This window comes from Pantoea sp. Cr_R13 (genome assembly GCF_029222565.1).
GTDB classification, from domain to species: Bacteria; Pseudomonadota; Gammaproteobacteria; order Enterobacterales; family Enterobacteriaceae; genus Pantoea; species Pantoea eucalypti.
The window spans coordinates 704,211-717,482 of sequence record NZ_JARHXL010000013.1; the positions used below are offsets into that span (position 1 = coordinate 704,211).

Sequence of the window (13,272 nt, forward strand, 5' to 3'; positions counted from 1 at the left end):
GCTACCGTCGTCCTGAACTAACCGTCTTCACCTGACGAAATCGACTATCTTTAGGGCTTTCTGGCCTGATGCCAGAAAAGCACAGACAGGGAGTCATGATGGGAAAAATATTCAGTACGTTTCTGCCGCTTTACACGACCACGTTGCTGATGCTGCTCGGTTCCGGTTTGCTGACCACCTATGTCTCATTACGGCTGGCCAGCGAGCATGTCAACGGCGCGCTGATCGGCTCAATCATTGCGGCCAACTACATCGGACTGGTGATCGGCGGCAAAGTGGGGCACAACCTGATTGCCCGCGTCGGCCATATACGCGCCTACGTTGCCTGTGCCGGGATCATTACCGCGTCTGTGGTTGGTCACGGGCTCACCGACTTTATTCCGTTGTGGGTCTTTCTGCGTCTGATTATCGGGCTCTGCATGATGTGTCAGTACATGGTGCTGGAGAGCTGGCTTAACGATCAGGCGGAATCATCCCAGCGCGGCATGATTTTCGGCTTATACATGGTCGCCACCTATCTTGGACTCAGTGGCGGACAGGTGATACTGAGCCTGCAATCGGGCTTTGGCGTCAGCACCCTGCTGATCGTGGCACTCTGTTTCGCACTCTGCCTGGTGCCAATTGCGCTGACGACCCGCACTCACGTCAGGCCGATGACACCTGCGCCGATGGAACTGGGCTACTTTATCCGCGCCATCCCTAAACTTCTCGGCACCACAATGGTGACCGGTATTGCCATTGGCGCGTTCTACGGCCTGGCACCGGTCTACGGCAGCAGTAAGGGATTTACTACCAGCCAGACCGGCTATTTTATGAGTCTGACGATTTTTGCCGGTCTGGTATCGCAATTTCCGCTGAGCTGGCTTTCTGACCGCTTCGATCGTCAGCGACTGCTGTTTATCATTGCCATCCTGTTTGCCGTGGCCTGCGTGCCGCTGGTGGTGTTGCCGCACCTGACCTTCCACTGGATGATCGGCATCGCCTTTGCTGCCAGCATGATGCAGTTTGCGCTCTATCCGTTGCAGGTGGCGCTGGCCAACGATCAGGTTGCCCCTGAGCGTCGTGTCTCGTTAACCGCCTGTCTGCTGATGGCATTTGGTATTGGTGCCAGTATCGGGCCGCTGGTGGTGGGCGCGCTGATGGAGCCGCTCGGCAGCAATATGCTCTATCTCTTCTTTATGCTCTGCGCGTTGGTGATCGGCGGGCTGAGTTATGTTCGTGCGCCAGGCCCGCTTCCGACGACTGAAGTGCCGCTACCGCACGTGGTGATGCCTGACAGTCTGGCTACGTCGCCACTGGGTGCGGCGTTGATCCCGACGCTGGAAGAGGAGGTCATTCAGGCGTCAATGGGCGGTCAGGAGCCGGACGATGAAAGTGAGAGTGACGAGGGAGCAGGTGACGAAGAACCTTTGACGGGGGATGCCCCAGAGCATCAGCAACATAAATAGCGTCTGCACGGCATTGCCTTGCTCGCCGTTGTCGGTTCGTTACTGGCATGATGTCCGGATGTGGTACATACCTGTCCGTTTACTGGCTCGACATCCGGACCAGTAAACGCGATGCTGACGGATACACTTCTTCAGGAGTCACACTATGCTGGAACTTCGCCCAAACTGTGAACGCTGCGACGTTGATCTGTCGCCATCCTCTCTGGCGGCACGCATCTGTTCGTTTGAATGCACCTTCTGCGCTGACTGTGATGAACAGCTTGCGCATGTCTGTCCCAATTGCGGCGGTGAACTGGTGCGCCGTCCGGTGCGTCCGGCAGATAAGTTGCAAAAATACCCGGCTAAATTGCGCAGTTGATCCCAATTGACAACGAATATGATTCGGACTGGATAGCCTGTCGTCTCTAATGTCGTTATCATCAGTGTCGTCCCTGACAGAGCTACCACCTTAACTGAGTGCCGGAGATAAGCGCCGGAAGGGACGCACTTTTCACCCGCCATAAATTTTTTCTTCCCCCGATGGCCTTGCACGCTCTGCCTGCTTCCTTTGCACTCTGCTTTCCCTTTTCCCATGCCGGTTCAGGTTGAGCTCTGACTATACTTTGGGGATATTTTTAGCAGAGAGGCGGGGGGCAGCGATGTATTACCACGTCCTGAATGGCGCGGAGTGGCGGGGGATCTGGGTCGTTGGCGATCTGCATGGTTGCCGTCGCGAACTGGATCTATTGCTGGAGCAGCATAAGTTTGATCCGCAGCAGGACTTACTGATTTCGGTTGGCGACATTATCGATCGCGGGCCGGATAGTCTGGGTTGTCTGGCGCTGCTGCAGGAACCCTGGTTTCGCTGCGTACGGGGAAATCATGAGGAGATGGCGCTGTCGGCATTGCAGGGGCAGGAGCGGGCGCTCTGGCAGATGAACGGGGGAGACTGGTTTTTTCGTCTGCGTGGCGCGGCGCTGATCGCGGCACGTCACGCGCTGCGCCGCTGCCGTGAGCTGCCGCTGATCCTTCATCTGCAACTCGGCGAGCGCATTATTGTCATTGCTCATGCGGATTATCCTGCTCAGGAATACGCGCTCAATAAGCCACTCGACTGGCAACAGGTGGTCTGGAGCCGTCAGCGGCTGGAGGGTATTGATTCAGGTGAACAGGCAGGCATCCGTGGCGCGGACGCCTTTTACTTTGGGCACACGCCACTAAAACAATCGCTGACGATTGCCAATCTGCACTACATCGATACCGGTGCAGTGTTTGGCAATCATCTGACCCTGCTGCGACTCAAGTGAGTTACCGGAACAGGCGTCCGTCGCGAACCAGTTCACGTGGGTAGCTGTTCTTGATGCGGGTACCGACTTTCTTTGCCAGCCCCAGCGGCTGGTGCTGATAAGTAATAATCATCTCGTTGTTTGCGGGGGCGGTTTCCGGATAGATATCCCGGCCGCGATACCACTCTTCCGCCTCTGCCGCCGTCAGCTCAAAGGTCTGCGTCGTATCGGGCTGCGCCAGTGCAATCACCGCTTCATGTTGCCAGCGATAACCTTTGGCAAACGTTTCTGCCAGCTTCAGGCCAATGCGTGAAAACCGCACTTTGCCAAGCAGCGGGGTGACGGCTTTAGGGAAAAGCCAGATCTCTTTATCACGCTGCCACAGCTCCAGTGAGTCATCCCATCTTATAGAGACGGCCGCGGCGGCCTGCGCGATCTCACTTTCCAGTTTGCGGCTAAGGTGAGAGAAGGGCAGCTTACCGACTTTATAACCTGGCACTGGCAGGGGCTCAACCGATGCGGTTTTACGCAGACGGGCCACGAAGAAACCTTCGCTGTCGAACATTTGCGGGAAGACATGCAGATAACCTTCTGGCGTCGCGGCCTTTTCGGCACCGCTAAACAGCCCATCCAGCGGCACGACCTCAACTGCATCCGGGTAGCGCTGCAACAGCCAATCAATCACCTGCTGATTCTCAATCTGGTTCAGGGTACAGGTCGAGTAGACCAGCGTGCCGCCTGCTTTGAGTGCGTGAAAGGCGCTGTCGAGCAGATCGCGCTGAGTATCGGCGATCGCTTCTGTGCTGGCCAGCGACCAGTTTTTCAGCGCGTCAGCATCTTTGCGAATCACCCCTTCGCCGGAGCAGGGCGCGTCGAGCAGGATGGCGTCGAACTGTTCCGGCAACGCTGGGCCGAATACCCGCGCGTCAAAGTGCGTTAAGGCACTGTTGCTGACGCCGCAGCGGCTGATGTTGGCGTGCAGCACTTTTACCCGGCTGGAGGAGAATTCGTTTGCCAGGATAACGCCCTGATTGTCCATCCGCGCAGCGATCTGGGTGGTTTTAGAACCCGGCGCCGCCGCCATATCCATCACCGCGCTGACCTCTGGCTGAGCGTCAAACAGGGCGGTTACCGGCAGCATGGAGCTGGCTTCCTGAATGTAGAACAGGCCGCTGAGATGCTCAGCGACGCTGCCCAGCGGCAGGCTCTCATCTTCCCGGCTGATCCAGAATCCCTCTTCGCACCACGGCACGGGCGTCAGCTGCCAGCCATAACCTGCAGTCTGGCTCAGGAAATCGGCCACGCTGATCTTCAGGGTATTGACGCGAATACTGCGGCGCAGGGGTTGCTGACTGTACGCAATAAATTGCGCGAAGCTCGCCTCATCGGGCAGGCTCTGACGCATTAACGAGAGAAAATCGGCGGGGAAAAACGAAGAAGCTTCGGACACGGGCACATTCCAGTTAAGGCAAAGGCGGCAGTGTATCATGCGGAAAGGAAACGGGCAGCCTGGCTGCCCGTTTGAGGGTTTGAATAACGTGAAGGCTCAGGGAGCATACGCCTTTCGCAAAGACGCAAAAGACGCCATCCCTGGCATGCTCAGCGCGGCCCATCCCTTAGCTACAGGCGTATACTCCCATCGCTTTACGTTTCGAGCCGTCTGAAAGAAGCGGCCCGTTCAGACTCAATTAACGCGGAGACGGAATTGCCGTTCCCCAGTTACGCCACTCTTTCGGCGCTTCATCCTGCAACAGGAAGTGTTTATCCGGATTCGCCTGCGGCGCCAGCGGCACCGTCGGAGGCGTCGCAAACTGAATGCCACCACGAATAAACTGCTGGAAGGTCCCGGTTTTCACCACGCCGCCCACCAGACCGAAGTCGAGGTTGTAACCGGACGCCTGCCAGAACACCGAGTTATTACGCACCAGATGCTGGTACTTCTTACTGATGCGCAGGGCGATCTGCACGCGATCTGCCATCGTACCCAGCGAGGTGCCGGTCACCGTACCCACTTCGACACCGCGGAACAGCACCGGCGTACCCAGCGACAGCGAGCCTGCCTCCGTGGCATCAACATAAATGTTCAGGCCATTCAGGTAACGTGAATCGGTGATCGTGCTCTCCTGCAGCTCGAAGGTGCGCACCGCACCGCCTTTGCCCGGATCCACGTTAACGTAAGGCTGCAACAGGGTTTCCAGATGATTCACTCCGGTGGCGGAAATCTCCGGTGAAACCACGGAGAAACGGCTGCCGAGACGGGCGAAATCATTCACATACTCCGGATAGAGCACCGCTTTCGCTACGACCTGGTTGTTATCTTTGCTCAGCGACAGTGACTCCACCTGGCCGACATTAATTCCCAGATAACGAATCGGCATACCGGCCGAGAGCTTACTGGCGTCGTAGGTGTGCAGCGTAATCTGACTGCCCACCGCGCGTGCCGCCGTCTCAGACGGATAGAGCACGCGTTTTGCCCCTTTGGCCGACTGCGCACCACTCATATTGTCGAAGCTGATTGCGCCTTTCAGCGCACGGTTAAGCGGCGATGCCTGCACCGTCAGGCCGCTGCCGTTAAGGCTCACACGTGCGCCGCCCTCAGCCCAGAACACGCTCTCGCTGGTCAGTAGCTTGCGATATTCCGGCTGGATATGGACCGCAATATCAAAGGCATCCGCGCGCGGTGTAACTTTGACAATTTCACCCACCTGATACTTGCGATACAGCACGACAGAACCGGCCTGCACGTCGGGCAGGCTGTTGGCGGTCAGCATCAGCGTCGTAGAAGGGCCATCACCCGTGATGCCTTCTTCCGCTTTTTCAGCATCAGCGTAGAGCGGGTAGGTGCTTTTCGGCTCGCCTTTTTTGCCCGGATCCAGCCTGATACCGCCATCCACCCACTCGCGGGCACTGGCGCCTAACACCTGCATGCCATCAAGACCAAACTTCACATCAAGCCGACTGTTAACGACAAATTTGCTGTCGCCATGCACCAGATCGCGATTTTCAGGATTAACCGCCACCACGAAGTTAACGCCATTTTCATCCAGCGAACGTGATATCACCTGGCCAATCTGCATACCGTGGAGCATCAGCGGCTGGCCCTGGTCGATACCATAACTCTCCGGTGCACTGAGTTTAACCGTCAGCACATTAGGTTTCTGCAGCAGAGTCTCATTGGACGCCAGTACGGTGAAGTGCTGTTGCGGCTCGCCTTCGCCAGGCACCAGTTCCAGCGTGTTGCCGGTCAGCAGAGAGCTGAGGCTGGTATCCGTCAGGCTGATTTTTGGACTGTGCATCTCAATGCGGGTGCCGCTGCGCATCAGACCCACCACGGAAGGATCGATGGTCAGCTCGCCGGTGACTTTGCCGCCATCCAGCAGGTTCAGTTTGGTCAGTGTGCCGACCTCCAGGCCCTGATACATCAGCGGGGTGCTGTCTGCCTTGAGATTTTTTCCGTCAGGCAGGTCCAGTGTGATCTGAACGCCACGCTGACTGTGTGCCAGATCGGGATAGAGCCGGTAATTCTGCTCCGCTTTGGCCGTTTCCGAACCCTGAGGGGAGTCAAACGCAATTGCACCATTCACCAGCGCTGCCAGGCTCTCCAGCTGGACTTTAGCGCCGCTCAGGCTGACGTCAGCATTGACGCCCGACACATTCCAGAAGCGGCTGTTGGTCTTAACCAGATTGATAAAGCGACGGTCAATCAGTACATCAATTGCCACGCCATCAGCTTTATTATCAATGCTGTAGTCATAGACACGGCCAACCGGAATTTTGCGGTAATAGACCAGCGAGCCGGTATTGAGCGAGCCAAGATCCGGCGCATGCAGATGAATCATCAGTTCGCCGGTATTCACGCGATATTTAGGCTGAGTATCCAGCGCGGTAAATGCCTCGCTGGGTTTGCCTTTGCCTGGCATCATCCCGATATAGTTACCGCCAACCAGCGCATCCAGCCCCGACACACCTGCCAGTGAGGCTTTAGGCGTCACCAGCCAGAACTGCGTGTCTTCACGCAGCGCGTCGCGCATGTCGCTTTTGATACTGGCTTTAATCTGAATGCGGCGATAATCGTCGCTGAGATTAATGCCCTGCACGGTGCCCACTTCCACACCCTGATACCGGATCGGTGTGCGGCCCGGCACGATACCATCCGCCGTCTGGAAATTGATGGTGATGGTGGTGCCGCGCTCCTGATAGTTGGCCCAGAGCAGCCAGCCTGCGATGAGCATCGCAATGATCGGCAGCAGCCAGAAGGGCGAAATTTTACGCTTATTGCGCAGCGTGGCGTTAGTCGGTGTAGTCGGCGTTTCCTGTTGCATGTGCATCCCAGAGCAGGCGGCTGTCCAGCCACTCAACAGACATAATGGTCAGGATGACGGCCGCGCCAAAAAACAGCGCCGCCGGTCCCATGGTAAAAGCCAGCAGCTGATCACGGTTGACCAGCGACATGGTTAACGAAATGACAAACAGATCGAGCATTGACCAGCGGCCAACCCAGGTGACAAAGCGTAGCAACCGGATGCGGGTTCTCAGCCCCTGTTCACAGCGAAAATGAATACTGAGTAACAGCGTCAGCATCACCAGCACCTTGATAAAGGGCACTAAGATACTGGCGATAAAAACAATTGCTGCCACCGGAATGTTGCCTTCAGCCAGCCCCAGGATACCGGAAAAGATCGTGTCTTCACGCCGTGAACCATTCAGGTAAACCACGGAAATGGGCATCAGGTTCGCAGGAATCAGCAGCACAATCGAGGCGATCAGTGCGGCCCAGGATTTCTGAAGACTGTGACGGCGCCGGAAGTCGAGCGGCGTATGGCAGCGCGGGCAGCGGCCCCGTTCATCGGCTACGCCCGTGTTGTGACAGTTCAGGCAGACCTGCATTTCGTTGCGGGCCATATTGCCGGGACGTTGCGGGTAGAAATGCTCCCACAGCTGCTCAATATTCAGGTGGATCATCGTGAGCACGCTCAGTACCGTCAGGGCAATGTAAGCTGCCAGCCCGTAACCGATCTCCAGCGACGCATAGTCCTGCACTTTAATCGACGCCACGGCGATGCCGATCAGATAGATATCGAGCATGACCCACTCTTTCAGCTTCTCCAGCATCAGCAGTACCGGGCGCAGGTTCATACCAAGCCGATGACCAATGCCGAGATAACAGATGCCGGCCACCAGCGTCACCGGTGCGCCGATGGTGCAGAACGCCACCATTGAGGCGGTCAGCACATCACCCTGCTGAGTCATCTGGATCACGCCTTCCAGCACGCTGGCATTGATGCGCATGCCAAGCAGCCGGATATCCACCAGCGGCAATGAGAATGCAAAGGGCATCAATACCATCATGGTAGCGGCCATCGCCATAAGGCGAGTCATTGACCAGTCCCGACCACTGAGAATCTCGGCATTACAGCGCGGGCAATAAGCCGACTGATGCGATTTCACATCCGGTAAGGAAAAAAGGGTATCGCATTGCGGGCAACGCTGATAACGTGCGTGAGGCAATGTCTGGCTGATAGCGTGAATTTTCATAGGGTGATGCAATCTTCGCTCTTCAGAAGTAACAGATATCGGTCATTAAGACATTGTCTGTGTGCCTGTCTCGGGCATCACGCTTCGATCCACAGAATGCTAAGGGTATAGCAACTAACGCTATGATTCACCTTGTGGCTCTGGATATTTAAAACTTATTTTTAACGAACGGTCTGTATCTCATGTACAGATGTCATTGGTAACGGTTGGATAATGAACAAAACTGCCTTTTACGCCGATTTGAATCGCGATATGCGCGCCTTACTGGCGGGAGAAACGGCGTTCCTCGCCGCGATGGGAAACTTCAGCGCGCTGCTGTATGAACGTCTCGATGGCGTGAACTGGGCAGGTTTCTACCTGCTGACGGAAGCCGATACGCTGGTGCTGGGTCCTTTCCAGGGCAAAATTGCCTGTGTGCGCATTCCGGTCGGTAAAGGTGTGTGTGGCACGGCGCTGGCAGAAGAAAAAGTGCAACGCGTTGACGATGTGCATGCCTTCCCGGGCCACATTGCCTGTGACGCTGCCAGCAATGCTGAGATTGTGATTCCTCTGAAAGTGAATGGCACGGTGGTTGGCGTGCTGGACATCGACAGCGTGACGTACAATCGCTTTGACAGCGAAGACGAATCGGGGCTGGTCACACTGACTGATGGGCTTTGTGAAGTGCTTGCGAACAGCGACTTAGAAAAATATCTGCAGCTGACGCGCAGCTAATCGACTGGATCACATGGCATTTAGCGATGTTGTCATTATAATGTCGCCTGTTCATGCCTGCGCTGGTCGGCAAACCCGTTGTAATCAGGAAATTTCATGGAAAATCAACCTAAGTTGAATAGCAGTAAAGAAGTCATCACTTTTCTGGCGGAGCGCTTTCCGCACTGCTTTAGCGCTGAAGGTGAAGCGCGTCCGCTCAAAATCGGTATCTTTCAGGATCTGGTCGAGCGTGTTCAGGGCGAAATGGGTCTGAGCAAAACACAGCTGCGTTCCGCGCTGCGTCTTTATACGTCAAGCTGGCGTTATCTGTACGGCATTAAAGCCGGTGCTATCCGTGTCGATCTCGACGGCAACGCCTGTGGCGTGCTGGATGAGCAACACGTTGAGCATGCACGCAAGCAGCTGGAAGAAGCGAAAGCCCGCGTCCAGGCGCAGCGTGACCAGCAGCGCGCTGCACGTCGTGAAGCCGGCGAAAGCGAAGAGGGCGCAGCACCGCGTCGTCCACGCAAGCCCGCGGCTCGTAAGCCTGCAGAAGGTGACGCTGCGCGTAAACCGCGTCCGCAGACCACTGCAGCACCGCGTGCGACCGCTTCACAGCATCGCAAGCCAGCCCCACGTCCGGAGCAGGAAGCCCGACCCATCACTGATACCTCAACTTTGCAACCCGGCCAGAGTATTAAAGTTAAAGCAGGCAAAAGTGCGATGGACGCTACCGTTCTTGAAGTATCAAAAGACGGCGTTCGGGTCCAGCTCGCTTCCGGCATGGCAATGATTGTGCGCGCAGAACACTTGCAGTTCTGAAACGGAGGCTAACCCCGGCATGAACACCCTTTTTAAAGTTGGACTTATTGCGGGCCTGCTTTTAGCAGGCCCATCCTTCGGCGCAGAGAACATTACGCGCGCCGACCAGATTCCCCAGCTTCATGAAGATCCGCAGGATCCCACTGTCAGTGAGCGCGTCACGTCGCGCTTTACCCGTTCCCACTATCGCCAGTTCGATCTGGATCAGAACTTTTCAGCGAAAATTTTTGATCGCTATCTGAACATGCTCGACTACAGCCACAATGTGCTGCTGGCATCGGATGTGGCGCAGTTTGCCAGCAAAAAAACCACCGTGGGCGATGAGCTCCGCAGTGGCAAGCTGGATCTTTTTTACGATATTTATAATCTGGCGCAGAAACGCCGTTTTGAGCGCTATCAATATGCGCTGACGGTGCTGGCGCGTCCGATGAATTTCAGCGGCAATGACGCTATCGACATTGACCGCGCCAAAGCGCCATGGCCGAAAAATGAGGCTGAACTAAACGCGCTCTGGGATGCCAAGGTTAAATATGACCAGCTGAGCCTGAAGCTGGCCGGTAAAGACGACAATGAGATTCGCGACGTTCTGACTAAGCGTTACAACTTCGCTATCCGCCGTCTGGCCCAGAGCAACGGTGAAGATGTTTTCCAGCTGGTGATGAACGCTTTCGCCCGCGAAATCGATCCCCACACCAGCTATCTGTCGCCGCGTAACACCGAGCAGTTCAACACGGAGATGAGCCTCTCCCTGGAAGGCATCGGTGCGGTTCTGCAGATGGATGACGACTACACCGTGATTAACTCAATGGTGGCAGGCGGCCCGGCAGCGAAAAGCAAAGCCATTACTGTTGGCGATCGCATTGTAGGTGTCGGACAGCCAGGCAAGCCAATGGAAGATGTTATCGGCTGGCGTCTTGATGATGTTGTTGCAAAAATCAAAGGGCCTAAAGGCAGCAAAGTGCGCCTGGAAGTTCTGCCAGCCGGTAAGGGCACAAAAACCCGTACTGTCACGCTGACGCGTGAGAAAATCCGTCTGGAAGACCGCGCGGTGAAGTTGACCATTAAAAATGTCGGCAAGCAGAAAGTCGGCGTGCTCGATATTCCTGGCTTCTATGTCGGTCTGACCGACGACGTGAAGGTCCAGCTGCAGAAACTGCAGAAACAGAACGTCGACAGCGTGGTAATCGACCTGCGTACCAACGGCGGCGGCGCGCTGACCGAAGCGGTATCCCTTTCCGGCCTGTTTATTCCGAGTGGTCCGGTGGTGCAGGTTCGCGACAACAATGGTCGGGTGCGCGAAGACAGCGATAACGACGGCGTTGTTTACTATAAAGGTCCGCTGGTGGTGCTGGTCGATCGCTTCAGTGCTTCAGCCTCTGAGATCTTCGCTGCCGCAATGCAGGATTATGGTCGCGCAGTGATTGTTGGCGAGCCAACCTTTGGTAAAGGCACCGTTCAGCAGTATCGCTCTCTGAACCGCATCTATGATCAGATGCTGCGTCCGGAGTGGCCAGCGTTAGGCTCCGTTTCTTATACCATTCAGAAGTTCTATCGCATTAACGGCGGCAGTACACAGCGCAAAGGCGTCACGCCGGATCTGCTGATGCCAACCGGCGTAGAAGCGGCTGAAACCGGTGAGAAATTTGAGGATAACGCACTGCCGTGGGACAGCATTAAAGCGGCAACCTATACCAAAACCGGTGATGTTAAACCGCTGGTTGCGCAGCTGACGAAGCAGCATGCAGATCGCATCGCACAGGATCGCGAGTTCCAGTACATCATGAAGGATATTGCCCGTTACAATGCCCTGAAAGATAAGCGCAACATCGTGTCACTTAACCTTGCTCAGCGCGAGAAAGAGAACCACGAAGATGATGCCTCACGCCTGGAGCGCATCAACGCGCGCTATCAGGCAGAAGGCAAAAAACCGCTGAAAAACCTGGATGAGCTGCCGAAAGATTATAAAGAGCCGGATCCGTATCTCGACGAGACGGTGAAGATCGCAAATGATCTTGCCCAGCTGGAGAAATCCCAGCCAGACGCATCCGCGGCGAAATAAGCCGCTGTTGCCAGAAAAAGCACCGCTTAGCGGTGCTTTTTTTTGCGTCCGTAAAAGTTTCCATTAACAAATGATTAGCGCACGAGAAGCCGCCTGCAGGCTGGGTTGCTCATCAGGCGTGTCAGAATGTAAAGTTATGTCTTTTTAGGCACTTAAACGTTAAGGTTGCTTGAAAAGCAGCCCAATGCCCATAGGATATGGATCCGCGTATAGGCGCGTGAACTACTGAGGAAGATTAACAAAAATGATGCGTATTGCTCTTTTCCTGATGACCAACCTGGCTGTGATGTTGGTATTCGGGCTGATTCTCAGCCTGACAGGGATCCAGTCAAGCAGTGTTCAGGGCCTGATGATCATGGCAGGCCTGTTTGGCTTCGGCGGTGCGTTTGTTTCACTGCTGATGTCGAAGTGGATGGCGCTGCGATCGGTTGGCGGTGAAGTGATTGAACAGCCACGCAACGAAACCGAGCGCTGGCTGGTGGATACTATTGGCCGTCAGGCCCAGCAGGCGGGCATTGCGATGCCACAGGTCGCGATCTATCACGCACCTGACATCAACGCCTTTGCGACCGGCGCACGACGTAACGCCTCACTGGTTGCTGTCTCAACCGGTCTGCTGCAAAACATGAGCCGTGATGAAGCGGAAGCGGTACTGGCACACGAAGTGTCGCACATCGCTAATGGTGACATGATCACCATGACGCTAATCCAGGGCGTGGTGAACACCTTTGTGATTTTCGTTTCACGCATTCTGGCGCAGATCGCGGCAGGCTTTATGTCCGGCAACCGTGATGGTGAGGAGAGCAGCAACGGCAATCCGCTGGTCTACTTTGCGGTGTCGATGGTGCTGGAACTGGTGTTTGGTATTCTCGCCAGCATCATTACCATGTGGTTCTCCCGTCACCGTGAGTTCCATGCCGATGCCGGTTCAGCGAAGCTGGTCGGTCGTGAGAAGATGATTGCGGCGTTACAGCGTCTGAAAACCAGCTATGAACCGCAGGAGCCGAGCAGCATGATGGCGTTCTGCATCAACGGCAAAGGCAAATCATTCAGTGAGCTGTTTATGTCGCATCCGCCGTTAGATAAGCGTATTGAAGCATTGCGCAGCGGTCAGTATCTGAAGTAGCACTAAGCAGAGCAAACAAGGCGACCCGCGGGTCGCCTTTTCTGTTTTAGATATCAGCAGCAGATGGAATCTGACAGCAATATCTGAGCTCAAAAAGCAGGGAATCCAGAGAGGAGCAAAGCGTCCCGACGCCTGTACAAAAACGCCGGGAGCGTTTTTAAACAACGCAAAGCGTCGGCACGTTTATGGGCGCACATCATGGATGAGGTGCGTAATCGTGCGGGAAGACCGTCATGGATGACAGTCGTCTTTCTGATCTGTCAGGGTTCCCTGTGCAGACCCGGCCTTACAGCGAATCGGGTCACATGCTGTAAGGCGTTCGCT

General features: G+C 55.6%; 10 protein-coding genes. 7 read left to right on the forward strand and 3 right to left on the reverse strand.

Annotation, left to right across the window (positions count from 1 at the left end; translation table 11 throughout):
• Window positions 1–98 precede the first annotated feature (98 nt).
• The 3 genes from P2R09_RS10995 (at window position 99) to P2R09_RS11005 (ending at window position 2,734) form a co-directional block, all read left to right on the forward strand.
• Window positions 99–1,448, forward strand: coding sequence for an MFS transporter (locus P2R09_RS10995; RefSeq protein ID WP_275770678.1), 1,350 nt, complete (start codon window positions 99–101; stop codon window positions 1,446–1,448).
• Window positions 1,449–1,593: 145 nt separating this feature from the next.
• Entirely contained in the window at window positions 1,594–1,806 is a 213-nt protein-coding gene (locus P2R09_RS11000) for a DUF1272 domain-containing protein (RefSeq protein WP_275769618.1), read from the forward strand.
• Window positions 1,807–2,086: 280 nt separating this feature from the next.
• Complete coding sequence (locus tag P2R09_RS11005; protein WP_275769620.1) at window positions 2,087–2,734, forward strand: metallophosphoesterase; 648 nt, start codon at window positions 2,087–2,089, stop codon at window positions 2,732–2,734.
• Between the two features lies 1 nt (window position 2,735).
• Here the strand turns inward: P2R09_RS11005 and rsmF are convergent, their stop codons facing one another.
• From rsmF to yebS, 3 genes are all read right to left on the reverse strand, one after another.
• Window positions 2,736–4,163: a 16S rRNA (cytosine(1407)-C(5))-methyltransferase RsmF gene (rsmF, locus tag P2R09_RS11010; protein WP_275769621.1), complete on the reverse strand. Its 1,428-nt coding sequence runs from the start codon at window positions 4,161–4,163 to the stop codon at window positions 2,736–2,738.
• Between the two features lie 238 nt (window positions 4,164–4,401).
• Window positions 4,402–7,035 (reverse strand): PqiB family protein, encoded by a 2,634-nt coding sequence (locus P2R09_RS11015; RefSeq protein WP_275769623.1) that lies wholly within the window; start codon window positions 7,033–7,035, stop codon window positions 4,402–4,404.
• Window positions 7,004–8,248, reverse strand: a complete 1,245-nt coding sequence (yebS, locus tag P2R09_RS11020) for a membrane integrity lipid transport subunit YebS (RefSeq protein ID WP_275769625.1) — start codon at window positions 8,246–8,248, stop codon at window positions 7,004–7,006. The genes P2R09_RS11015 and yebS overlap by 32 nt, the downstream gene beginning before the upstream one ends.
• 213 nt (window positions 8,249–8,461) lie before the next feature.
• Between yebS and P2R09_RS11025 the strand changes: the two genes are divergently transcribed.
• From P2R09_RS11025 to htpX, 4 genes are all read left to right on the forward strand, one after another.
• On the forward strand, window positions 8,462–8,962 hold the full coding sequence (locus P2R09_RS11025; RefSeq protein ID WP_003852675.1) for a GAF domain-containing protein: 501 nt from the start codon (window positions 8,462–8,464) through the stop codon (window positions 8,960–8,962).
• A 96-nt stretch (window positions 8,963–9,058) separates the two neighbouring features.
• Complete coding sequence (gene proQ / locus P2R09_RS11030; protein WP_003852676.1) at window positions 9,059–9,763, forward strand: RNA chaperone ProQ; 705 nt, start codon at window positions 9,059–9,061, stop codon at window positions 9,761–9,763.
• Between the two features lie 19 nt (window positions 9,764–9,782).
• Window positions 9,783–11,822, forward strand: a complete 2,040-nt coding sequence (gene prc / locus P2R09_RS11035) for a carboxy terminal-processing peptidase (protein WP_275769629.1) — start codon at window positions 9,783–9,785, stop codon at window positions 11,820–11,822.
• 244 nt (window positions 11,823–12,066) lie between these two features.
• Entirely contained in the window at window positions 12,067–12,948 is an 882-nt protein-coding gene (gene htpX / locus P2R09_RS11040) for a protease HtpX (protein ID WP_003852678.1), read from the forward strand.
• Window positions 12,949–13,272: the final 324 nt, after the last annotated feature.

What these genes read in the sequence shown, in the direction of transcription:
- P2R09_RS10995 (WP_275770678.1), top strand. Translation starts at nt 99, where the DNA reads ATGGGAAAAATATTCAGTACGTTTCTGCCGCTTTACACGACCACGTTG.
- P2R09_RS11000 (WP_275769618.1), top strand. Translation starts at nt 1,594, where the DNA reads ATGCTGGAACTTCGCCCAAACTGTGAACGCTGCGACGTTGATCTGTCG.
- P2R09_RS11005 (WP_275769620.1), top strand. Translation starts at nt 2,087, where the DNA reads ATGTATTACCACGTCCTGAATGGCGCGGAGTGGCGGGGGATCTGGGTC.
- P2R09_RS11015 (WP_275769623.1), bottom strand. Translation starts at nt 7,035, where the DNA reads ATGCAACAGGAAACGCCGACTACACCGACTAACGCCACGCTGCGCAAT.
- yebS (WP_275769625.1), bottom strand. Translation starts at nt 8,248, where the DNA reads ATGAAAATTCACGCTATCAGCCAGACATTGCCTCACGCACGTTATCAG.
- P2R09_RS11025 (WP_003852675.1), top strand. Translation starts at nt 8,462, where the DNA reads ATGAACAAAACTGCCTTTTACGCCGATTTGAATCGCGATATGCGCGCC.
- proQ (WP_003852676.1), top strand. Translation starts at nt 9,059, where the DNA reads ATGGAAAATCAACCTAAGTTGAATAGCAGTAAAGAAGTCATCACTTTT.
- prc (WP_275769629.1), top strand. Translation starts at nt 9,783, where the DNA reads ATGAACACCCTTTTTAAAGTTGGACTTATTGCGGGCCTGCTTTTAGCA.
- htpX (WP_003852678.1), top strand. Translation starts at nt 12,067, where the DNA reads ATGATGCGTATTGCTCTTTTCCTGATGACCAACCTGGCTGTGATGTTG.